The 22,893-nt window shown below is 70.6% G+C and carries 13 protein-coding genes; 2 read left to right on the top strand and 11 right to left on the bottom strand.

What is annotated here, in order from left to right; translation table 11 throughout:
* Positions 1 to 6: 6 nt before the first annotated feature.
* The 3 genes from ABT147_RS18945 to ABT147_RS18935 form a co-directional block, all read right to left on the bottom strand.
* Entirely contained in the window at positions 7 to 930 is a 924-nt protein-coding gene (locus ABT147_RS18945; protein ID WP_351407365.1) for a carbohydrate ABC transporter permease, read from the bottom strand.
* 39 nt (positions 931 to 969) lie between these two features.
* Positions 970 to 2,298 carry an ABC transporter substrate-binding protein gene (locus tag ABT147_RS18940; RefSeq protein ID WP_351407363.1) on the bottom strand — a complete coding sequence of 443 codons (1,329 nt, stop codon included), beginning with the start codon at positions 2,296 to 2,298 and terminating at the stop codon, positions 970 to 972.
* A gap of 100 nt (positions 2,299 to 2,398) precedes the next feature.
* A complete protein-coding gene (locus ABT147_RS18935) occupies positions 2,399 to 3,496 on the bottom strand; it encodes a LacI family DNA-binding transcriptional regulator (protein WP_351407361.1) in 1,098 nt (365 codons plus the stop codon).
* A 174-nt stretch (positions 3,497 to 3,670) separates the two neighbouring features.
* Between ABT147_RS18935 and ABT147_RS18930 the strand changes: the two genes are divergently transcribed.
* Positions 3,671 to 6,124, top strand: coding sequence for a glycoside hydrolase family 36 protein (locus ABT147_RS18930; protein ID WP_502983112.1), 2,454 nt, complete (start codon positions 3,671 to 3,673; stop codon positions 6,122 to 6,124).
* 86 nt (positions 6,125 to 6,210) lie between these two features.
* Here the strand turns inward: ABT147_RS18930 and ABT147_RS18925 are convergent, their stop codons facing one another.
* The 7 genes from ABT147_RS18925 to ABT147_RS18895 all read right to left on the bottom strand — a co-directional run bounded on the left by ABT147_RS18925 (position 6,211) and on the right by ABT147_RS18895 (position 17,806).
* On the bottom strand, positions 6,211 to 6,978 hold the full coding sequence (locus ABT147_RS18925) for a glycoside hydrolase family 12 protein (protein ID WP_351407359.1): 768 nt from the start codon (positions 6,976 to 6,978) through the stop codon (positions 6,211 to 6,213).
* Positions 6,979 to 7,027: 49 nt separating this feature from the next.
* A complete protein-coding gene (locus ABT147_RS18920; RefSeq protein ID WP_351407357.1) occupies positions 7,028 to 9,538 on the bottom strand; it encodes a glycosyl hydrolase family 95 catalytic domain-containing protein in 2,511 nt (836 codons plus the stop codon).
* Between the two features lie 2 nt (positions 9,539 to 9,540).
* Positions 9,541 to 11,604: a beta-galactosidase gene (locus ABT147_RS18915; protein ID WP_351407354.1), complete on the bottom strand. Its 2,064-nt coding sequence runs from the start codon at positions 11,602 to 11,604 to the stop codon at positions 9,541 to 9,543.
* Positions 11,604 to 13,844, bottom strand: coding sequence for a 1,4-beta-glucanase (locus ABT147_RS18910; RefSeq protein WP_351407352.1), 2,241 nt, complete (start codon positions 13,842 to 13,844; stop codon positions 11,604 to 11,606). Before ABT147_RS18910 ends, ABT147_RS18915 begins: the two co-directional genes overlap by 1 nt.
* A gap of 253 nt (positions 13,845 to 14,097) precedes the next feature.
* Positions 14,098 to 15,057, bottom strand: a complete 960-nt coding sequence (locus ABT147_RS18905) for a carbohydrate ABC transporter permease (protein ID WP_351407350.1) — start codon at positions 15,055 to 15,057, stop codon at positions 14,098 to 14,100.
* Entirely contained in the window at positions 15,054 to 16,094 is a 1,041-nt protein-coding gene (locus ABT147_RS18900) for an ABC transporter permease (protein ID WP_351407348.1), read from the bottom strand. Before ABT147_RS18900 ends, ABT147_RS18905 begins: the two co-directional genes overlap by 4 nt.
* Positions 16,095 to 16,120: 26 nt before the next feature.
* Complete coding sequence (locus tag ABT147_RS18895) at positions 16,121 to 17,806, bottom strand: extracellular solute-binding protein (protein ID WP_351407346.1); 1,686 nt, start codon at positions 17,804 to 17,806, stop codon at positions 16,121 to 16,123.
* Between the two features lie 386 nt (positions 17,807 to 18,192).
* On the opposite strand from ABT147_RS18895, the gene ABT147_RS18890 reads away from it, so the two are divergent.
* Positions 18,193 to 21,099, top strand: coding sequence for a glycoside hydrolase family 3 C-terminal domain-containing protein (locus ABT147_RS18890; RefSeq protein WP_351407344.1), 2,907 nt, complete (start codon positions 18,193 to 18,195; stop codon positions 21,097 to 21,099).
* A 146-nt stretch (positions 21,100 to 21,245) separates the two neighbouring features.
* On the opposite strand, the gene ABT147_RS18885 is transcribed toward ABT147_RS18890, so the two are convergent.
* Positions 21,246 to 22,697 carry an aldehyde dehydrogenase family protein gene (locus ABT147_RS18885; protein WP_351407341.1) on the bottom strand — a complete coding sequence of 484 codons (1,452 nt, stop codon included), beginning with the start codon at positions 22,695 to 22,697 and terminating at the stop codon, positions 21,246 to 21,248.
* Positions 22,698 to 22,893 lie beyond the last annotated feature (196 nt).

Below are 22,893 nucleotides of genomic sequence, written 5' to 3'. Positions count from 1 at the left end.
ACGGGTTCACAGTAGCTGCTCCCTTCGCCGCAACCCGATGACCAGCGGGATCGCGACGGCGACCACGACCAGGAAGAGGACGAGACTCATCGCGGAGGCCTGCGCGTACAGGCCCTGGCCGAAGATCCGGAACATATAGATGTTGAAGACCTCGGTGGACGCGGCCGGCCCGCCGCCCGTGGTGGCCTGCACGATGTCGAAGGTGTTCATCGAGCCGATGAGCGCCGTGGTGACGTTGAAGGTGAGGGCCGGCGCGAGCATCGGCCAGCGCACCGACCAGAACGTCCGCCAGGGCCCGGCCCCGTCCATCCGCGCGGCTTCCAGCATGTCGCCCGGGATGCCCTTCAGCCCCGCCAGATAGATCAGCATCGACAGGCCCATCCACTTCCAGCCGTGGATGAGGGTGACGACGACCAGCGTCCAGGTCGTCGAGCCGAGCCAGGGAATGTCCGTACCGAGCACGGAGTTGACCGCGCCGTCCTGATCCAGGAGCGCCTGGAACACATAGCCCGTGGCGAGGGCCGAGATGAGCACCGGCAGGAAGAAGACGGCACGGAAGAACCGGTTGAAGCGGGTGTCGTCCTCCAGCAGCAGCGCGAGGATCAGTCCGAAGGCGTTCTGGAAGACCGCCGCGAGCAGCGCGTACAGCAGGGTGGTGCGGATCGCGCGGAGGAGGGTGCCGTCGTCGGCGATGGTCGTGAAGTTGTCGAGGCCCGTGAAGGCGATGTCCGGGTGGTACGAGGACCAGTTGGTGAACGGGTAGTAGAAGTTGAGCAGGTTGGGCACCAGGAAGAAGCCCGCGAAGACGACGATCGCGGGGAGCGCGAACCACCAGGGGTGGTGCACGGCGGCGCGGGGCAGCCGCCCCACCCGCCGGGGTTCGCCTCTCGTGGGTGCCTGTTTGCGCGTACGTACGGCCGTGTCCGCCATCGGATAGCCCTGTCCCTCCCCAGCCTGTCTCTCCCCCGGTCAGAAACCGGGCGCGCCCTGGGCCTTCGCCACCTGCGCGAACTGGTCCTGGATGGCCTGGGCGACCTGCTGCGGGCTCTTCTTGTCGAAGAGCATGTCGGCGAGGTAGAGGTGCGTGTCCGGGGCGACGATCGCCTTGGCCTGGAAGACGCCGATGGCGGTGGGCAGGGCCGCGACCTGGGCCTTAGACGCCTCCGGCAGACCGTCCGGGGTGGGCACGGAGGGCTGCACGGACGGGATCTTCATCGCCTTGATGTAGTCGGGGTAGTCGGGGCCGAGCCAGAAGGCGAGGAACTGCCGGGCCGCGTTCTGCCGCTTCTCGTCACCCGTCTTGAACGCGACGACCCCGTTGGTCTGGTCGGGCGAATACAGGCCGGTGGCGGCCGAGTTGGCGACCGGGAACCAGCCGATCCTCTTGTCGATCTCCGCGGTGGAGTACTTGGCCTGCAACTGGCTCTGGAAGGAGGTGACGTTGAGGACCATGCCGGCCTCGCCCTTCCACAGCGCGTCGGCCTGCCCGGTGAAGGTGCCCGTCCGGTAGTTCTTCTGCGCGAGCCCCGCGTCGAGGAGCTTCTCCTTGTACTTCTTGATCGCGCCGACGACAACCGGGTCGGTCCACTTCTCCTTGTTCTCGTTCAGGTCCGCCCACCACTGCTTGTCCAGGTCGGTGAGCTGCACCTGCGTCTGCCACTGCAGGGGCCACTTGTCGCCGCCGGCCTCGTAGAAGGCCGCCGCGTCCGTGCCGTCGACGACCCTGTGGCCGAGGGCGAGGAGTTCGTCGTACGACTTCGGGAAGTCCTTCTCGGCGATACCGGCCTTCTGGAAGACGTCCTTGTTGTAGTAGACGCCGAGCATGGCGGGGCTGGTGACGATCGCCGCGTACCGCTTGCCGTCGATGACCCCGAGCGACTTCTCGGTGTCACCGAGCTCGGAGACCCACTCCTCGCCGTCGAGGGTGAGAAGGTTCTGCTGCGGCTGGACGAAGGGGAGCGTGGAGATCGACGGCTGCCAGAACATCAGGTCGGGGCGGTCGCCGGAGGCCAGCTTGGTCGGCACGTTCGACTCGTAGGGGTCCGGGACCGGCTGGACCTCCACCTGGGCGCCGGTGGCCTTCTCGAAGGCGTCGATCACCTGCTTGGGCGCCGTCACCGTGTTCTGCGCCGTCCACATGGTCAGTTTCACGCCGTCGAGACGGGCGGTGGGGTCGACGGCCGACTGCTTGGTGTCCGTGTCCGCGCCGGAGGACCCTGCCGTGGGATCGCTGCACGCGGTGGCGGCCAGGCCGAGGGCGCATATGAGGGCCAGCGTCGGGAGAGCTCTTGTCTTCATCGCGTGCCTTTCGAGAACAGGTGGTTCAGGGCAGGGCAGGATGCGGAACAGCCGTGTTCGTACGGGGGGTTCGGGTCTTGCGGCGGTGCCTGTACGGGTCTCAGGCCCGCGTGCCGGGTGCGGGCCCACCGGGCAGCGGCGCGGGTGGGGCGGGCGGGGCGGGCAGTGGCGCGGGCGGGGGGCCCGCGCTTTCCCGCACGACCAGTTCCGGTACGGAGACGGGGTGCGGGGCGATCTGCGCGGACTCCTCGACCACCGCGTGGAGCAGGGCGAACGCGGACCGCCCGAGGCCGGTGAAGTCCAGGCGTACGGTCGTCAGGGACGGGGTCAGATAGGCGGAGTGCGGGGCGTCGTCGAACCCGGCGACGCTCACCTCCCCGGGCACGGACCGCCCGGCCTCGTGCAGCGCCCGCAGCACACCGAGGGCGAGGTCGTCGTTGCCGCAGAGGACCGCGGTGACCGCCGGGTCCCGCGCCAGCCGCAGCCCGGCCGCGTGACCGCCCGCCGGGCCCCAACTCCCCTGCACCGGGCGGGGTTCGGGCGCTCCGGCCTCCTTGAGCGCCTGCCGCCAGCCGGTGGTACGGGCGCTCGTGCGCCGGGTGCTGGACGGGATGGCGACGTAGTGCACGGTCTCGTGGCCGAGGGAGAGCAGATGGCGGGTGGCCTCGTAGGCGGCCTCCCGGTCGTCGGTCCACACCCAGGGGCGGTCGCCGTCGGGCGGGGTCGCGGGGGTCTCGACGACGCCCACGACCGGCAGGCCCGCGGGGACCGCGCCGAGGGCCGCCACACCGGCCGGATCGTAGGCGATCACGATGAGGCCGCCACTCGCGTCCGCGGCCCGCTGCACCTCGGCGGCGACCGCGGCCTCGTCCGCCGATTCGAGGACACCGATCCCCACCGCGTACGACGCCGCCCGCGCCGCCTCCTCGATGCCCTGGAGGATCGAGGCATAGCCGTAGTGCGTGGTGTTGGCGGTCAGCACGGTCACGGCCCGGGTACGGCCACTGGCCAGCGCGAGCGCGGTGGCGTTCCGGCGGAACCCCAGCTCGTCGATGGCCGCGAGCACCCGCTCCCGCGTCGTGTGCTTGACGCTGGGGTGGCCGTTGATCACCCGGGAAACCGTCTGGTACGAGACCCCGGCGGCGGTCGCGACGTCCCGGATGCTCGCCGGGCGCCTTGTGTGACCGGTCACATTCATGCCAGGATTGTGACCGGTCACACAGGCGTCGTCAAGAGAACGTAACGAAGGATTCACGCGGATGCCTCCGGCGGTGGAGCCGCGCGGACGGGACGGCTTGCGGTTCGGCTTGCGGTTCGGTTTGCGGTTCGACCGGCGGTTCGGCTGACGGGACGGCTTGGGAGGGAAGCGAACGTGGACTCTGGTGCGAGCGGCTTCGACGGAAGTGATCCGAGTGATCTGACGGACGGCGGGGCTGACGCCAACTGCGGTGCGAGAGGCTTCACTTGGGGCCACTCGGCGATCGAGACGGAGTTCGCCACGGCCGCCGACGGGACGCTCCGCTTGGTTCGGCTCGGCCCCCGCGGGGACACCGTCGATCCCGAAGTCGCCCTACCTCTTGTCGAGTTGACGGCGTTCGGGCACGGCAGCGGGTGGTCCGGGCCCCGGTTCACGGGTACGGCGTTCGGGGAGCGGCTGGTGTATCGGGGGCATCGCGGTGACGGTGGTGGCAGCGGCGGGGGCAGTGGCAGTGAGGGTGGTGGCAGCGGTCGTGACGGTGGGGTCGGCTGGGAGCGGCTGACCGTCGAACTTCACGATCCCTCGACCGGGTTGACCGCCTTCGTCGAGCTGTCGTCACCCGCCGAGGTCGCCGTCCTCCGCTCCCGGATACGGCTTCGCAACGACAGCGGCGAGCCCCTCGTCGTCCAGTCCGTCAGCAGCCTGCTCCTCGGCGGGCTGCCCTCCCCCGATGTCCTCGATGTGCACCGGGCGCGCAACGACTGGCTCGCGGAGTGCCGTTGGTACGCCGAGCCGCTGCGGGCGACGGTCGCCGACATCAACGTCGACGTCCATCAGCACGACAGCCGGGCGGCGCTCACCCTGACCGGGCGGGGCAGTTGGCCCAGCGACGGGCATCTGCCGATGGGGGCGCTCGTGGAACGGGGCGGCAGCGGGGGCCGGGCCTGGGTGTGGCAGGTCGAGTCGCCCGCCGGGTGGCGCTGGGACCTGGGCGAACGGGACCACCGCACCTACCTGGCCGTGAACGGCCCGACCGACGCCGAGCACCAGTGGCGGGTGCGGCTGGCGCCGGGCGAGGAGTTCACGACGGTGCCGGCGGTGCTGGCGGTGGGGAGCGGGGGCGGGGCTGCGGGCGTGTCTGCCGGACCTGCCGCTGGGACTTCCGTCGGGACTTCCGTTGGGACTTCCGTTGGGACTTCCGTCGAGGGTGCTGCCGGATGTACCGATGGGGCTGCCGTCGGGACTCCCGTCGGGGCCGGGTACGGCTCGGGGCTCGACGAGGCGCTGGCCGCGCTGACCGCGTACCGCCGGGCCGTGCGGCGCCCGCACCCTGACCACGAGGCGCTGCCCGTCGTCTTCAACGACTACATGAACACCCTGATGGGCGACCCCACCACCGCGAAGCTGCTCCCGCTGATCGACGCGGCGGCCGACGCGGGCGCGGAGTACTTCTGCATCGACTCCGGCTGGTACGACGACTCGGCGGACGGCGGCTGGTGGGACGGCGTCGGGGAGTGGCTGCCGTCGCCGCGCCGCTTTCCCGAGGGCGGTGTGGACGGCGGCACCGAACCCGGGGCGACCCCCCTGTCCGACGCCGGGATCCGGGCCGTACTGGGGCGGATCCGGGAGCGTGGGATGGTGCCCGGGCTGTGGCTGGAGCCGGAGGTCGTGGGCGTACGCAGTCCCGTGGCGGCGGAGCTGCCGGCGGAGGCGTTCTTCCAGCGGGACGGCGTACGGCTGACCGAGCAGGGCCGTCACCAGCTCGACCTGCGCCACCCGGCCGCCCGCGCGCACCTCGACAAGACGGTGGACCGCCTCGTCGGTGACTGGGGCGTGGGCTACCTCAAGCTCGACTACAACATCGTGATCGACCCCGGCACCACCGCCCCCGGCGACCTCTCCCCCGGCGCCGGCCTCCTGGGCCACGCCCACGCCTACCTGGCCTGGCTCTCCGACGTCCTGGACCGCTACCCGCACCTGGTCGTCGAGAACTGCGCCTCCGGCGGTATGCGCATGGACGGCGCCACCCTGGCCGTCTCCCAGCTCCAGTCCACCAGCGACCAGCAGGACCCCCTGCGCTACCCCCCGATCGCCGCCGCCGCGCCCACGGCGGTACCGCCCGAACAGGGCGCCGTCTGGGCCTACCCCCAACCCGACTACGACGACGACCTGATCACCTTCACCCTCGGCGGCGCCCTCCTCGGCCGCATCCATCTGTCGGGCCACCTCGACCGCATGACGGAACGTCAACTCGGCCTCGTACGCGCCGCGGTGGACACCTACAAGTCGATCCGCGGCGACCTGGCCCACACGGTGCCCTTCTGGCCGCTCGGTCTGCCCGGCTGGACGGACGAGTGGCTCGCGCTGGGGCTGCGGGCGCCGGACGGACGAGGACCGTCGTACGTCTCGGTGTGGCGAAGGGGCGGGGAGGCCGAAGTACGGCTGCCGGTCGCGCACTTGGCCGGTCTCGGCGCCCCCGTCCGCGCGGAGATCCTGCACCCGTCCGCCGCACGGACGGACTCCACGGCGGCCTGGGACCCGGCCACCGGCGAACTGCGGGTGACCGTGCCGCGCACCCCCGGCGTGCTGCTCATCCGTCTGACACCGGAGGCCCGGGCGCAGGCGTAGGACGACCCGAGCCGGTGCCGCGTGGGGGGACGGCACCGGCTCGGGCTCACCTACGGATACGGATACGGCTCAACGGCCGCCGAACGTCAACTGCTGCTGACAGTCAGGTTGTTGGTGGTGAAGTTCAGGCCACCCGAGGACGAGGTGACCTCGAAGCCGAACTGCACGTCACCGATGGTCTCGTTGCCCATCCAGCCCTTGGTGTCCTTGATCCACTTGAGGATGGGGAGGATCTGGACGCTGCCGGAGTTGGAGTCGGAGGTCCGCAGGAACGAGAAGACCTCGTTCGCGCCGTTGTTGCCCTTGTAGACGGCCCAGGTGTGGCCGCCGAGCGTCACGTTGCCCTGTGAGGTGCCGAGCGGGCCGACGGCTCCGTTGTAGTTGACCCAGAGCATGATCTCGTAGTCGTAGTCCGTGTCCCAGATGTCGTACGACGAGTTGTACGCGCCCGAGGACGGGACCGTGACGTTGTAGCTGCTGTTGAGCGAACCGAGCGAGGTGATCGTCTTGTTGATCACCTTCTTGGAGTTGGGGTACGACTTGATGCCGCCGGTGTTGGGGTGGTTGGCCCAAACCCCCCAGTTGGTACCGGAGTTGGCCCAGATGCACTGGCTGCCGGCGCCGGAGCCCCAGATGTTGTTGTAGAGCGTGTATCCGTTCAGGCTCGTGTTGCCCCACTGGTCGCAGGAGTTCCAGACAGCGGCCGAGGCGGGGGCGGCGGCGAGACCGACGGTGGCGCCGAGCGCGAGGGCGGGGGCCAGCAGGACCTTGCCGATCCGGCCCAGGGTGCGGGAGTGGGGACGCGGGGCGGTCCCGGTGAGCGTGCGGGTGCGGGTGCGGGTGCGTAGTGCCATGGGTGTCGTGTTCCTTCCATGGGTGGGGGGAACTGCGGGGTGGGGAGAGCTACCGCGGCCCCAGAGTGAGGACGCGGTCTTCTCCGGCGACGAGGTCGAGCGACGTGCACGGCTCGTCGAGCGACGTGCTCGATTCGGCGAGCGACGTGCTCGATTCGGCGCCGGAGGAAGTCCGGAGTTCTACGCGGCAGGTCCGGGTGGGGCGGATCACCGCGATCGCTTGCCGTGGGTTCCAGGTGAGGTCGAGTTCGGCCCCGAACCTCGTACGGACGCCCCGCAGCCGGCCCGACGGACAGGCCGCAGGGAGCGCGGGCAGCAGCACCAGTCGGTCCGGCGTCGACTGCACGAGCATCTCGATCAGTACGGCGGGCAGGGTGTGCGCGGCGTCCGCGTTGTAGACGTCGCGCTTCGGGTAGTGGGCGCTCATCAGGGAGGCGTGGAAGAAGTCACCGCCGAGGACCTGGCCGAGGGCGTGTGCGACCCGGTCGCCGTCGCGGAGCCGGGCCGCGACGAGGGCGTGGTGGAGATGGCCGTGGGCCGAGTCGTTCTCGGCGCCGCGCAGTTCGAGGGCGCGGTGGGCGGCGGCCGCGAGGTCCGGGGTGTCGTACGGGTTGATCTCGTCCAGCGGCCAGACGCCGTAGAGATGGCTGAGGTGACGGTGGTCGTAGGTGTTGTCGAGGCCGGGCCAGGCCCACTCGGCGAGCGCGCCGTCGGCGTTGACGCGGTGGGCCGGGATCCGGTCGGCGAGCGCCCGCCAGCGGTCCGCCCGCTCCGGCTGATCGGCGTGGTACTCGGCGGCCGTGAGCAGCGCGTGCCGTGCCGCCGACAGGTCCATGGCCGCGTTGACCGCGCCCCAACTCGCGTTCGCGGGACGGTTCTCGGGCGAGTAGGAGGGGACGACGACGAGGTTCCCGTCGGCGTCGGTACGGGTGAGGAAGTCCTCGTAGAACAGGGCGACCTCGGCGAGCGCGGACGCCGTGCGCGGATCGCGTTCGCCCCGGGTCTCGTCGTGGTCGACCAGCGGCTTCAGCAGCCAGTCCGCTCCCGCCGTCCACAGGTGCAGCGGGTACTCACGGCTGAAGTGGTACGTCAGCCCGGTCTCACCGTCGGAGTGCGGCGGGGCGACGACACCCCGGGCGCCGAAGATCGCCCGAGCGTTCTCCCGCCAGTCGGCGAGCTGACCGTGGACCAGGGACGCGTGCGCCTCGGTGACCTCGGGAAGGGCCCCGGCCGCGGCGGATGACGTCTGCAGGTTGAGGTTGGCGTCGTTGGTGAACGCCCCCGCCCAGGCCGTGTCCCAGTCACCGGTCCACAGCCCGACCAGCCGGGGCGGCAGCAGACCGCTGGAGGAGAGGAGGTGGTAGCGACCGGCGGCGAAGAGGCGTTCGAGGAGAGCGGGGCTTTGGGGGCGGCGGAGGAGTTCGGAGCCGGGGAGGGAACGTTCGTTTTGGGGGGTGGTGTGGAACGAACCCTCGTTTTGTGCGGCGGCGGTCTGCGGGGACGAACCCTCGCTTTGTGCGGCGGCGGTCTGCAAGAACGAACCTTCGTTTTGTGCGCCACTCCGCGAGAACGAACCCCCGTTTTGCCCGACCCGCCAAAACGAATGTTCGTTTTCGATCCCCCCACCCCCGAGCTCCAACGACACCCGCTCATACGCCGGCCGGTGCATCCCCACATGCCGGTCCAGCAGCCAGGCGTACGGCGGCTCGATGTCCTCCGGCAGCAGGTCCCGCAACGCCTGCCCCTCGGCCACCGCGTCCAGTTCGCCGGTGTGGCGGCGTATGCGGGTGAGCAGCAGGACGGACTGGGCGCGTTCCAGGCGTACGCCGGGCGGGGTGAGGGTCGTACGGCCGCCGGTGACGGCGACGAGCGTGGTGCCGGTGTAGGCGCGGTCGCTGCCCGGGTAGCGGGCGCGCAGGTTCAGGAGGGCGCCCTCGGGGGTGAGGACCGCGCCGTGACCGATCGCGAGGTCCGGGGGCGCGCCCGGCAGTCGGGGGTCGAGGTCGATGTCGAGGGTGAGCCGGTGTCCCGTGACGTACTGGACGATCACGTCGTCCGCGCGCGAGACGAAGACACGGCTGCGCCAGCCCGCGCACTCCGCCTCCACGACACCGGTGGTGAAGTCGACCGACCGGCGGTACCCACGCCCACGCCCACCCCGGTCCCCATCCCCGTCACCGTCCTCCCGCCTCAGCCGCACCTGGAACGCGGGATGGAAGGGCTGCACCCACTGCAGCTCCCGCCCGTCCGTGAACCCTTCGGCGGCGGTCAGGTCCCCGGCGAGCAACCGGTCCTGGAGCGAGGCCAGTTCGTGGGCGAGGCGCGGCGGTGCGGCGGTCTCGCCGCCGTTGGGCCGTACGAGGGTGTGGTGGGTGGCGATGACGCGGTCGTCGTTCGGATCACCGAACACCAGGGCGCCGTGCCGGCCGTTGCCGCTGAGGAAGGCGTCCTCCCAGCGGCCGGCGGGCGTCGGCTCCCAAGTCCCGTGCCACCGGGCCTCCGTGACCGTGTCGCTCGTGCTCGTGCTCGTGCTCGTGGTCCTGTTCGTGGTCCTGTTCATGGTCATGATTTCAGCACCGCCACGCCGTACCGGCCGAGCGACAGCGCCCCGGTGACGGTCGCCCCCGTGAGCAGGTCGCGATGGGTGCCCGGCACGTCGACGGTGACCGCGTCACGGCCGTGGTTGAGCACGAAGAGCACATCGCCGCGCCGTACGGCCTCGACGCCGTCGGGCAGCCCGTCCAGTACGGGCCGTACCCCGGCGTCGTCGGCGGCCCGCGTCAACAGGCCCCGCAGCGCTGCGGGTTCGGGGAGCGTGGAGACGTACCAGGCGCGGCCCTTGCGCAACACGGCCGGGAATCCGTCGAGTTCGCCGCCCTTGTAGGCGATGACCTCGTCGGCGTCGTCCGCCGCCTCGATCTCCTCGGACCACAGCGTCCCCCGGAAGGTCCCCCGCGAAGCCCCCCGGAGGCCCTCGTACTCGACCTCCTCCCCCGCGTCCAGCGGCCACCACTCGTGCAGGGTGCGGATGCCGAAGAGGTCGCGGAGTCGGGCGTCCATACCGCCGGGGCGTACGCGGTCGTCCTCGTCGGCGACACCGGTCAGGAAGCCGCTGACGAGGGTGCCGCCGCCCCGTACGTACGCGAGGAGGTTCTCAATGGCCGTGTCGGTGAGCAGGTAGAGCTGCGGTACGACGACGAGGCGGTACGCGGAGAGGTCGTGCTCGGGATGGGCGAAGGCGGTGGTGAGGTGTGCCTCCCACAGGGCGCGGTGCCAGGACCGTACGACCTGGGGCAGGTCGACCTCGGACGACAGCCGGCCGTCCTGGGCGCCCGCCCACCAGGAGTTCCAGTCGAACAGCACCGCCACGCCCGCGTGAACATGATTTCCCGTCACCTCCGCTCCGATGGCGGCGAGTTCGGTGCCGAGCCGCTTGATCTCCTGGTACGTGCGGCCCTGTTCGCCCGCGTGGCTGACCATGCCGGAGTGGAACTTCTCCGCGCCCTGCCGGGACTGCCGCCACTGGAAGTAGCAGACGGCGTCCGCGCCCCGGGCGACGGCCTGGAGGGACCAGAGACGGTTCAGGCCACGGGGCTTGGGGTGGTTGACTCCGCGCCAGTTGACCGGCCCGGCGGCCTGCTCCATCAGCACCCACGGACCGCCGCCCGCCTGGGAACGCGTCATGTCCTGGATGAGCGCCCCGTTCTGGGCGCCGAACGGGTCACGTGGGTCCGGGTAGATGTCGACCGAGACGACGTCCTCCTCCTCGGCCCAGCGCCACGCGTCCTGACCCACCCACATCGGCATGAAGTTGGTGGTGACCGGGAGGTGCGGGGTGTGCCGGCGGACGATGTCGCGCTCGATGACGTAGCACTCCAGGAGCATGTCGCTCGTGAAGCGTTTGAAGTCGAGCACGTGGGTGGGGTTCTTCATGTAGTGGGCGCGGCGTGGCGGGAGGATCTCGTGCCAGCCGTCGTAGCCCTGGCTCCAGAAGGCCGTGCCCCAGGCCTCGTTGAGGGCGTCGAGGGTGCCGTACTTCTTCCGGAGCCAGTCGCGGAAGGTGGCCGCCGCCTCGTCGCCCCAGTCGTAGGTGCAGTACTCGTTGTTGATGTGCCACATGGTGAGGGCCGGGTGGCCGCCGTAGCGGGCGGCGAGGTCCTCGGTGATGGCGGCGGCGTAGCGGCGGTAGGTGTCGCTGGAGTGCGAGAAGTGCTGGCGGGAGCCCCACCACTCGACCTGCCCGTTCTCGTCGCGCGGGAGGGTCTCGGGGTGGAGGCGGCCCATCCACGGCGGCGGGGAGGAGGTGGGGGTGGCGAGAACGACGCCGATGCCGTTGTCGTGCATCAGATCCATCAGGGTGTCCAGCCAGCCGAACTCCCGGGCTCCCGGACGGGGTTCGAGCTTCGCCCAGGAGAAGACTCCGAGGGTGACGGAGTTGACGCCGGCCTCCTTCATGAGGCGTACGTCCTCGTGCCACACCTCCTCGGGCCACTGCTCGGGGTTGTAGTCGCCGCCGAAGAGGACCCGGCCGCGGGTGGCGTCGGCGAGGGTGGGGCCGCCGGTGGGAGCGGGGCCGCCCGTGGGAGCCGGGCCGCCCGTGGAAGCGCGGGTCGTGGGTTCCGGCATCAGACCGGCTCCCCGTACTGGATGCCCCGCCCGTTGGTCGCCAGGTACACACGGCCGTACACGCGCGGGTCGCCGACGATGACCTCGCCGGTCCAGCCCCACTGGTGAGCGTCGTCGTTGATGCGGGTCCAGGTCCTGGCGCCGTCGTCGGAGCGGTAGACGGCGGTGATGGTCTCCGTCGAGCCGACCTGGTAGATCGCCGGGTAGTCGGCGCCGGCGGCGGCCTTGCCGAAGCCGAGGGTGTACGAGGCCCAGCAGCTGTCGAGCTTCGAGAAGGCCGCCCCGCCGTCGGTGGACCGGTACAGCCCGTTCCACTTCACGCTCAGCCACAGGTCACCGGATCTGCCCGGGGCCGCGACCAGCTTGAACTGGCTGTCGCCGGACGGCAGTCCCGTCGCACGCGCCGTGAACGAACGGCCACTGTCAGTGCTGGCGTATAGCGTTCCCGTGTCGGTGTCGTATGCGTAGAAGTGCGTCGGGTCGGCCGGGTCGGCGACCGGCGTGGCGCCCTTCGGGAAGGAGGGGACCTCGGTCCAGGTCGCGCCGTTGTCGGCGGAGCGGTGAGCGGGGTACTTCGTGCCGTCCCAGTGCACGAAGGACCACAGCAGCGCGCTGCCGTCGGCGTTGGTGGCGATCGGCCCCGGTGCGCTCTTGGCGATGTCGGGCTGGGCTTCGAAGGGCGCCCAGCTCCGCCCGCCGTCGCGGGAGTACGCGCCGTTGCCGTGGTCGCCCCAGCCGGTGCGGACCACGTACGACGGCTTCGCCGAGGCCTGCGCGAGTCCCGTCGCCGACCCGAACACGGGGTTCGACGCCATGCCGCGCGACGGGGACGCCGTGAGCCGCTCGTGGTACATCGTGCCGATGTCCCCGAGACCGCTGATCAGGTGCGCCTCTCCGACCGGGGGCGAGATCAGCTGGCGCACGGCGGTCTCCTCCAGGCCCCGGATCTGCGGCGCCCAGTGCTTCAGGTCCCGGGTGCCGTAGAGGGTCGCGCCGGTGCCGTAGACGAGGTGCCCGGAGTCGTACGGGTCGAGGGCGAGGGCCTGGATCCACCAGCCGAACTTCGGCTTGTCGGCACCCCACTTGAGATAAGGAGTCTCGGATACGTCGAAGACAGCGGAGTCCTTGAGGGACGTCCAGGTACGGCCGCCGTTGGTGGACCGGTAGACGGTGTCGATGTCGGCCCAGCGGTTGTTGGTGGACACGACCACCGTGCCGGGGCGGCGGGCGTCGACGGCGACCCCGCCGTAGCCGAAGGAGTCGGTGCCTCCGTCGGCCGTGGTGCCGCCCGGCTTCACCGGGGTGATCTCGGTCCACTTGCCGTTGGTGGTGCGGAGCTTGTGCACACTGCCGTCGGACTGGCCGTTGGGACCGGGCGCGTCGGCGTACGTCACGTACAGCTCGCGGGTGTGCCGGTCGTACGCGGCGCGGATCGGGACCTTGGCGGAGGTGCCGGTGGGGCGGCCGGGGACGGCTTCCCAGGTGGTGCCGTCCGTGGTCCGGAAGAGGTTGGCGGAGGTGCCGTCGCCGTCGCCCCAGCCGGCGTACACGGCGCGTCCGGCGGCGACGAGCAGGGTGACGCCCTGGCCCGAGCCGCTGGGCGCCGCCGGGAAGCCGGTCACCGCCGCCCAGGTGGCGCCCCGGTCGGTCGACCTCAGCAGACCGTCGTGTCGCGTGCCCAGCCACAGGGTGTCGCTGTCGCGCGGGTCGACGAGGAGGCGCTCGCCCGCGCCCCGGCCGTCCTCGTTGGCGCCGAGCTTGACGGTGAGGTCGGTACGGGTCCAGGTGGCGCCGCGGTCGTCGGAGCGGAGGATCGCGCCGTTGCCGGCCCAGGACTGGGCGTACGTGCCGAGGGCGAGGTAGAGGCGGTCGGGGTGGGCGGGGTCGATGGCGATGGCCTCCACGCCGAGGAGGTTCCAGTCGTCCCAGCCGATGTGGTCGGTCAGCGGGGTCCAGCGGGCCTTGCGGTCGTCCCAGCGGTAGGCGCCGCCGATGTCGGTGCGGGCGTAGGCGAGACCTTGTCTCGCCGGGTGGAAGAGGACGCCGGTGACGAAGCCGGTGCCGCCGATCACTGCGTTTCGCCAACGGTAAGTGATGTCGCCGGGGGTTGTGGGGTCGGCGTCGGCTGTCGGGGCCTCGGCCGCGTGGGCCGGGGTTCCCAGTGCGGGGAGGGCCGTGAGGGCTGCGGCGGCTGCCGTCCCGGCGAGTACGGTGCGGCGGCTCGGCTGTGGGGTGCGCATGACATACCTCGGTTTGCGGGGAGGGGTACGGGGTGGGCGCCTTATGGGTCGGGGGTGCGGGTCCGTCGGCGGGTGCGGGTGGTGCGTGGTTGCTCGCGCAGTTCCCCGCGCCCCTGAAAAAGCGGGGCCGCGCCCCTGCTTTTTCGGCCCGAAATGGCCGCAGGCCTTTCAGGGGCGCGGGGAACTGCGCGAGAAGCCCCACGCACCCGCACCCGCCGACGAACCCGCACCCCCGAGCGACTAGGCGCCCCGGTCAACCCTTGACCGCACCGGTCAGCATCCCCTTCTTGAAGTGCTTCTGGACGAAGGGGGAGAGGACGGCGACGGGGAGCAGGGCCATGACCATGACCGCCATCTGGATGGCGAGCGGCGAGAGCTGGCCGGTGTTGATCTGGGCGGAGAGACCGACCGGGCGTTCCTGTTTCTGGACGAGCTGGATCATGACGTTCTGCAGCGGCATCATGTCCTGGTCGGTCAGATAGATGGACGCGTTGAACCAGGCGCTCCAGTAGCCGACCGCGTAGAAGAGGGCGATGACCGCGAGGACGGCCCTCGACAGCGGCATCACGATCTGCCACAGGATGCGCCAGTCGCCGGCGCCGTCGATGCGGGCGCTGTCGATGAGTTCGGGCGAGATGCCCATGAAGAACGAGCGCAGGACCAGGATGTTGAAGACGCTCACCGCGCTGGGGAGGATCAGCGCGAGGTAGGTGTCGGTGAGTCCGAGGCCCTGGACCAGCAGATACGTCGGGATGAGGCCCGCGCCGAAGAACATCGTGGCGAGCAGCGTCATCAGGATCCACCGGTGGCCTAGCGAGCCGACGCGGGAGAGGCCGTAGGCGCACAGGACCGAGACGGTCATGCTGAACAACGTGCCGACCACCGTCACCCCGACGCTGACCAGCGCGGCCGTCTGGACCTGGCCGCCACTGAGGAGTTCCTTGTAGGCGATGAAGGTGATGCCCTTGGGGACGACGACCAGCCCGCCCGCCTCGTCGATGGTCTTCTTCGTCTGGAGGCTGGTGACGATGACGATCCACAGGGGGAAGAGGATCGCGAAGCAGGCGAAGCCCAGGGCGATGCCCTTGCCCGCGAGGCCCGCCTTGGCGGGTTCCTCCTCCCAGGACGGGCGGGGCGGCGCGGCCCAGCGGCTCGGCTTCGGCGCAGTCGGCCGCTCATCGACCGGGGCCGCCTTCTCGACGAGTGCGCTCATTTCTTGTACACCCCCTGCTCACCCATGAGATGGGCGACCTTGTTGGCGGTCAGAACCAGGGCGAGGCCGACCACGCCCTTGACGAGTCCCGCGGCGGCGGCGTAGCTGAAGTCCTGGTTGCGGATGCCGTTCCACCACACATAGGTGTCGAGGACGTCGGAGGCGTCGACGCCCACCGCCTGCCGTTGGAGCAGCAGTTGCTCGAAGCCGACGGTGAGGGCGTCGCCGACGCGGAGCACCAGCAGCAGGGCGATCACCGGGCGCAGGGCGGGCAGGGTGATGTGCCACATGCGCCGCCAGCGGCCGGCGCCGTCCATCGCGGCGGCCTCGTACAGGTCGTGGGAGACGGAGGAGAGCGCGGCGAGGAAGACGATGATGCCCCAGCCGGCGTCCTTCCAGATCATCTCGACCGTGACCAGGTACTTGAAGATCTCCGGGTTGGTCATCAGGTCGAAGCCGTCGTAGCCGTGCTGGCGGAGGGTCTGCGCGATGACGCCCGCCCCGCCGAAGATCTGCATGAACACGGTGACGACGAGGACCCAGGAGAAGAAGTGCGGGAGGTACATGATCGCCTGGGCGACCGCCCGGATCCGGGGCCTGACGATGCTGTTGATGAGCAGCGCGAGCAGGATCGGGATGGGGAAGAACAGGACGAGCTGGAGGAAGAACAGCACGAACGTGTTCTGCACCGCGTGCCAGAACGCCGAGTCCGCGAAGATCCGCTCGAACTGTTCGACGCCGACCCAGGGGCTCTGGAAGATGGCGACGAAGCCGTTGTCGCTGAGGTACGGGTCGTAGTCCTGGAAGGCGACCACATTGCCGAGGATCGGTATGTAGTTGAAGACCAGGACCAGCAGGACCGCCGGCAGCGTCATCAGGATCAGCGTGCGGTCACGCCGAAATCTGAGGCGGCGGCTCAGCCCGTCCGCGCGCTTCCCGCCCCGGGGCCGGGCCCCGGCGGCGTCGTCGGACGGCGCCGGGGGGTCATCGGGGGTCTTCGCCTCGGCCCTGGACCGGGGCACCGTGCTGTGCGACACGGCGTTCTCCTTGCCTCGGCCCCGGGTCAGCTCGCCGAACCGTTGTCGTCGAGCAGCTTCTTGTACCAGTCGCGCAGGCCGTCGCCGCCCTTGCTCTTCCAGTCGGACACCGCCTGCTGGACGTCGCTGATCTTCTTGCGCCCGCGCACGACGTCGTCCTCCAACTGCTCGAAGTTGTCGGCGAGGTTGGCCCAGCGGTTCGGCTCGGTGACGGTCAGCCCGAAGAAGGAGGTCTTCTTGGTGAAGGCGCCCATACGCTGCTGCCACTCGACGATGCCCTTGGTGACCTCGGGGAAGTCGGGGTAGGCGACGTACGCGGCCGGGTTGCCGGTGTAGTCGTAGGCGCCGTTGACCTCGTTGACGCCGGCGGTGGTCTTGACCGGCAGGCCCTTCTTCACGTCGTAGTCCGTGCCCTCGACGCCGTAGGCGGTGAGCATGAACTCCTTGGTGCCGTAGGGCGCGGCGCAGTAGTTGCAGAGGGCGAGGAAGTCCTTGATCTGCTGGGCGGACGCCTTCTTGCTGACGAAGGTGAAGATGTTGGCGGGCTGGACCGCGTAGAGGGTGGGGTCGCCGCCGTCGGCGCCGAAGATGTCGAACGCGGCCATGTCGAAGTCGGAGTTCTGGGTGGCCTGTTCGGAGACCGAGCCCCACCAGGCGGAGATGTTGCCGTTGAAGACCAGGGACTGACCGGCCGTGAACCGGTTCCTGGCGTCGCCGCCCGCCTTGCCGGAGACCGCGTCCGGGTGGACCACGTCGGCGGCGTACAGCTTCCGCGTCCACTCCAGCGCTTCGAGGTACTCCTCGGTCTCGACGCGGTTGACCAGCTTGCCGTCGACCATGTTCCACCACAGCGCCTTGTCGCTGGCACCGAGGACGCCGAAGAAGTTCCACGCCGACCACTTCATGTCGTCGCAGGCCCAGACCTTCGACCTGGCGTCGGTGGCCTCCTTCGCCCAGGACAGGAACTCGTCGGGGCTCGTCGGGACGCTGTAGCCCTTCTTCTCGAAGATGTCCTTGCGGTACATGGGCGCGATGTCCGTGACGTACGGGGCGGGCATCGGTACCGCGCGCAGCTGGCCGCCGAAGATGCCGCGCTGCCAGGCCTCGGAGGGGACGGCCGCGAGGTTCGGGTACTCCTTGACCTTGTCGCCGGAGAGGTACGGGCCCAGGTCGGCGAACTTGGCGTTGATGGCGCTGGGTATCTTGCCCATCAGGTTCCAGCCGGGTACGACCACGACGTCGGGGATGTCGCTGGAGGCGAGGACCGCGCCGAGCTTCTGGTCGTAGGTGACACCGTCCTGGTTCTGCCAGGTCACCTTGACGCCGGTGGCCTCGTTCATGGCCGTGTAGTAGGGGTTGTCGCCCTTCGGCGGGGTGCCCCAGAACGGCGCCATGACCTTGAGGGCACCGCCGCTGCCGAGCTTCTTCGGGACCGAGGTCTTCAGGTCGGCCGTGGCGATGGCCTTGCTGAAGCCGGCCGCCGAGCCGTTCTTCGCCGGGATGTCGGGCTCCACGACGGTCGACGCGACGAACGTCGGAAGGATCTTCTGCGCGTCCTTGCCCGACGTCGTGCCCTCCTTGCGGCCTTCCTGCGATCCGCCGCAGGCGGACAGCAGCGGCACACCCCCCGCCACTACGGCGGCGGCGACCGCCGTGGAGGCGAGGAAGCTTCTCCGGCTGGGCGCGGCGGAGGTGGCGGAGTTCGGCGTCATTGCGTCAACCCTTCATGGCGCACACCAGGACACCCGGCGGTGGCCGTCGGCTGCGGTGTCTTGAGTGGAACTGGCTGTGCTGAAGCGGGGAACCGATGAACAGCGGAGGGAGGTGAGCACGCGAAGCGTTTCCCTACGCTGTCGAAGCGCTTCGATGTTGCTGCGAGGTTAAGTGAACGACCGGGGGTGCACAAGGGTCGATTCCCAGATTCCTCGGAGGTGTCGGCGACCGGAACGTCCCCGTCCGACCTTCGATATCCCGGCCTGTATGACGGTGAGGAAACGGATCTGTTGCGCCTTGGTCTCTTGACACCCACCCCACGGTCGAATGAGCATCGAAGCGCTTCGAAAGCGCCTCGCCGCTCCACCGCAAAGGGATCCCCAACGTGACCGCACAGACGACGCCCACGCCGCCTTTCCGCGATCCGCAGCTGCCGCTCGCGAAGCGCATCGACGATCTGCTCCAGCGGCTCACCGCGGACGAGAAGATCGCGTTCCTGCACCAGTTCGCGCCCGCCGTCGACCGGCTCGGGGTGGCCGCGTTCCGCACCGGCCAGGAGGCCCTGCACGGGGTGGCCTGGATGGGCCCGGCGACGGTGTTCCCGCAGGCCGTGGGACTCGGCGCGACCTGGAACGAGGACCTCGTCCGCCGTGTCGGCGAGGCCGTCTCCACCGAGACCCGCGCCATGCGCGCCCGCGACGACCGCGTCGGCCTCAACGTCTGGTCCCCCACGGTCAACCTCCTGCGCCACCCCCTGTGGGGCCGCAACGAGGAGGGCTACTCCGAGGACCCGAAGCTGACCTCGGCCATCGCCACCGCGTACACCCGGGGCCTGCGCGGCGACCACCCCACGTACTGGCGCACGGCCCCCGTCCTCAAGCACTGGCTGGCGCACAACAACGAGACCGACCGCTCCGAGACGTCCTCCTCGGTCCGCCCGCGCGTCCTGCGCGAGTACGATCTGCGCGCCTTCCGCGAGACCGTCGAGGCGGGCGCGGTGGCCGGTGTGATGCCCGCGTACAACCTGGTCAACGGCCGCCCCAACCATGTCTCGCCCTATCTGGCCGAGCATCTGCGCACCTGGACCGACGAGCCGCTGCTGGTCTGCTCGGACGCGGGCGCGCCGTCGAACCTGGTCGACTCCGAGCACTACTACGCCACCCATGAGGAGGCGACCGCCGCCTCGCTGCGGGCCGGTGTCGACAGCTTCACCGACCACGGCACGGAGAGCTCGACGATGATCGGACGAATCCGGGGCGCGCTGGTCCAGGGGCTGCTGACCGAGGACGACATCGACGAGGCGGTCCGCCGCCAGCTCTCGGTCCGCTTCCGCCTCGGCGAGTTCGACCCCGGGGCGGACCCGTACGCCGATCTCAAGGACTTCGACACCCCGGCCCACCGCGCTCTCGCCCAGGAGGCGGCCGAGCAGGCGATCGTCCTGCTGAAGAACGGGAACGGCCTCCCGGAGAACGAGGGCGGCCGCTCGGAGGACAACGAGCGCGGCCACTCGCAGAAGGGCGGTCTGCTGCCGCTCGCCGCCGACACCCGTATCGCCGTCGTCGGCCTGCTCGCCGACGAGTGCAAGCTCGACTGGTACAGCGGCACCCTCATCCACCGCTCGACCCCGCTCGAAGGCCTGTACGACCGCTTCGGCGCCGAGCGCGTGACCTTCGCGGAGGGCGTGGACCGCGTACGCCTCCGGGCGCTGTCCACCGGCGCGTTCGTGTCCGTGCCCGAGGCGCCCGAGGCCGCCGACGAGGTGCGCGGCGCGGAGGGCGCCCTCGACCCGGCGCTCCTGGCCGGCCGCACCGATCTGGCGCCGCTCACCACGGGCCCGGACGGCACCGAACTCGCCCTCGTCGACTGGGGCGCGGGCGTGCTCACCTTCCGCGCGCCCGACGGCCGCTACCTCTCGGTCGCCGACGACGGATATCTGCGCGCCTCGGCCGATCAGCCGGGCGGCTGGGTGGTCCAGGAGACATTCCTCCTCGAACCTCACGAGAACGGTCACCTCCTCAAGCACGCGGGGACAGGCCGGTATGTCACCGTCGCCGCCGACGGCGTGAAGGTTGCCGACGGTAATCCGGAAATCTTCGATCTCCTCGTGAGCGAGCGGGGCGAGGAATCCGTCGCACGGGTCGCCGCCGAGGCCGACGTGGTCCTCGTGGTCGCGGGCAACGACCCGCACATCAACGGCCGCGAGACCGAGGACCGTACGACGCTCGCGCTCCCCGCCCACCAGGAACGCCTGCTGCGCGCGGCCCGCGCCGCCAACCCGAACACCGCGCTGGTCCTGGTCTCGGCCTACCCGTACGCCGTCGACCCCTCCGACCTGCCCGCCGTCCTGTGGACCGCGCACGGCGGCCAGGCCGCGGGCACCGCCCTGGCCCGGGTCCTCGCCGGTGACGTCTCCCCCGCGGGCCGCCTCCCGCAGACCTGGTACGCGGCCGACGCGGACCTCCCCGGCCTCCTCGACTACGACGTGATCGGCGCCCGTCAGACGTACCTCTACTTCGAGGGCACCCCGCTCTTCCCCTTCGGCCACGGCCTGTCGTACGCGGAGTTCGCGTACGAAAACCTGGTCACCCACGTGGGCGACAGTGACCTGACGGTCTCCTTCACCGTCACCAACACGGGCGCGGTGACCGCCGACGAGGTCGCCCAGCTCTACGTCCGCGCCGAGGAGCCCTCGGTCCCGCGCCCGCGCCGCGAGCTGCTCGGCCATCGCCGCGTCACCCTCGCCCCCGGCGCCTCGACGGAGCTGACCTTCCGGCTCCCGCTCTCCGTCCTGGAGTTCTGGGACGTGGCCCACGGCACCTGGCACCGAGAGCCGGGCGCGTACGAACTGCTGGCCGGGGCGTCGAGCGAGGACATCCGCCTCCGTACGACCGTCACCGTCGACGGCGATCCGGTCGCCCCGCGCCCGGTCGTCTCCCATGGCCTGGCCGCGGCGGACTTCGACGAGCAGCGCGGCACGGAGATCGTCGACCGTACGAAGGTGTCGGGCGACGCGGTGACTCCGGCGGGCGAGGGTGCCGGTGAACTGCTCTTCCAGAACTGCGACTTCGGCGCGGGTGTCCACGAGATGACGGTGGAGGTGGCGGGCGCGGGAAGCGTCGAGTTCTCCCTCGTCGGCGGCCCGGTACTGGCGACCCTGACGCTGGACACCCCCACCGCGGACCCGTACACGTACACCACCCTGCGCGCCGCCGTCTCGGCGGCCGATGTGCATGACGTCCACCTCGGACTGCGCGGCCCGCTGCGGCTGGCGCACGTCGGCTTCTCCGGCTGAGGGTCCGGAAGAAGACCGGCACACAGAAGGGGCCCGGCACCGGAAGGCATCGGTGCCGGGCCCCTTCATCCCGGGATCTGACCCGAGACTACATGAAAACGATTGTCACAAGCTAGGGGTTGGGGCGAAGTGATCTCATCGGCGCCTCAGAGCTGAAGCCCGGTCAACACCATCACCCGCTCATAGGTGTAGTCGTCCATGGCGAAGCGCACACCCTCACGCCCCACACCGGACTGCTTCGCCCCGCCGTACGGCATCTGGTCGGCGCGGTAGGACGGCACGTCGCCGATGACCACGCCCCCGACCTCCAGGGCGCGGTGGGCACGGAAGGCGGTCTGCAGATCATGCGTGAAGACACCCGCCTGGAGGCCGTACTTGGAGTCGTTGACGGCGGCGAAGGCCTCGGCCTCCCCCTCCACCTTCCGTACGGTGAGGACGGGCCCGAAGACCTCCTCGCAGGAGATCGTCACATCGGCGGGTACGTCGGCGAGCACGGTCGGCGCGTACGAGGCGCCGTCGCGCTTGCCGCCGGCCAGCAGGGATGCCCCGGCGTCGACCGCCTCCTGGACCCACGCCTCGACGCGCTTGGCGGCGTCCTCGCTGACCAGCGGCCCGACATCGGTGGCGCCGTCGGCCGGGTCGCCGGTCACCTGGGCCTCGACCGCGGCGACGATGCGCGGCAGCAGCCGGTCGTACACGGACGCGTCCGCGATCACCCGCTGCACGGAGATGCAGGACTGGCCGCCCTGGTAGTTCGAGAAGGTCGCGATACGACCGGCGGCCCAGTCGAGGTCCTCGTCGCTCGCCCAGTCGCCGAGCACGACCGCCGCGCCGTTGCCGCCCAGCTCCAGCGTGCAGTGCTTGCGCGGCGCCGAGTCCATGATCGCGTAGCCGACCTTCTCGGACCCGGTGAAGGAGATCACGGGCAGCCGCTCGTCCTGGACGAGGGCGGGCATACGGTCGTTGGCGACGGGGAGGATGCTCCAGGAGCCGGTGGGCAGGTCGGCGGCGGCGTCCGCGATCAGCTCTCCGATGATCAGACCGGAGAGGGGGGTGGCCGGGGCGGGCTTCAGGATGATCGGCACACCGGCCGCGATCGCCGGGGCGATCTTGTGGGCGCAGAGGTTGAGCGGGAAGTTGAAGGGCGCGATACCGAGGACGACGCCCTTGGGGAAGCGGCGTGTGAGGGCCAGCCGGCCCTGTCCGCCGAGGTCCGTGTCGAGCCGCTGCGCCTCGCCGCCGTTGAACCGCCGGGCCTCCTCGGCCGCGAACCGGAACACGGAGACGGCCCTGCCGACCTCCCCCCGGGCCCACTTGATCGGCTTGCCGTTCTCGGCGGAGATCAGCTGGGCGATCTCCTCGGTGCGCTCGACGAGGCTCCTGCTGACGTGGTCCAGAACGGCGGCCCGCACATGCGCCGGCGTCGCCGCGAACTCGTCCCGTACGGCGTACGCGGCGGCCACGGCCTCTTCGACCTGCTCGTCCGTCGGCACGCTCACCCTGCCGACCAGGCGGCCGTCCCAGGGCGAGTTCACATCGAACGTGGTCTCACCGGTGGCCTGACGGCCGGCGAGCCAGAAGGCGTGGGTGGCGGTCATAGTCGATCCCGGCCCTTCGGTGGGTAACACATCTCGGCTTCCGGCTCCACGGTAGGGCCGGGGCGGCGGGGGGTCGCTTGTCCGGCACGTATGAGTATCGACGCGGGTTGCTACGGATTGGCGGGGTCGGGGTGCGTCGCCGGGTGCGGCCCGGTGGGGCTTCTCGCGCAGTTCCCCGCGCCCCTAAGGATTCAGG

The sequence above is a fragment of the Streptomyces sp. NPDC001868 genome, from assembly GCF_040297125.1.
Taxonomy (GTDB): Bacteria; Actinomycetota; Actinomycetes; order Streptomycetales; family Streptomycetaceae; genus Streptomyces.
This window is presented reverse-complemented; position numbering and strand designations above follow the sequence as displayed.

Excerpts from the sequence above, each read along its gene's own strand:
- ABT147_RS18945 (WP_351407365.1), bottom strand. The coding sequence starts at position 930 with ATGGCGGACACGGCCGTACGTACGCGCAAACAGGCACCCACGAGAGGC.
- ABT147_RS18940 (WP_351407363.1), bottom strand. The coding sequence starts at position 2,298 with ATGAAGACAAGAGCTCTCCCGACGCTGGCCCTCATATGCGCCCTCGGC.
- ABT147_RS18935 (WP_351407361.1), bottom strand. The coding sequence starts at position 3,496 with ATGAATGTGACCGGTCACACAAGGCGCCCGGCGAGCATCCGGGACGTC.
- ABT147_RS18925 (WP_351407359.1), bottom strand. The coding sequence starts at position 6,978 with ATGGCACTACGCACCCGCACCCGCACCCGCACGCTCACCGGGACCGCC.
- ABT147_RS18920 (WP_351407357.1), bottom strand. The coding sequence starts at position 9,538 with ATGAACAGGACCACGAACAGGACCACGAGCACGAGCACGAGCACGAGC.
- ABT147_RS18915 (WP_351407354.1), bottom strand. The coding sequence starts at position 11,604 with ATGCCGGAACCCACGACCCGCGCTTCCACGGGCGGCCCGGCTCCCACG.
- ABT147_RS18910 (WP_351407352.1), bottom strand. The coding sequence starts at position 13,844 with ATGCGCACCCCACAGCCGAGCCGCCGCACCGTACTCGCCGGGACGGCA.
- ABT147_RS18905 (WP_351407350.1), bottom strand. The coding sequence starts at position 15,057 with ATGAGCGCACTCGTCGAGAAGGCGGCCCCGGTCGATGAGCGGCCGACT.
- ABT147_RS18895 (WP_351407346.1), bottom strand. The coding sequence starts at position 17,806 with ATGACGCCGAACTCCGCCACCTCCGCCGCGCCCAGCCGGAGAAGCTTC.
- ABT147_RS18885 (WP_351407341.1), bottom strand. The coding sequence starts at position 22,697 with ATGACCGCCACCCACGCCTTCTGGCTCGCCGGCCGTCAGGCCACCGGT.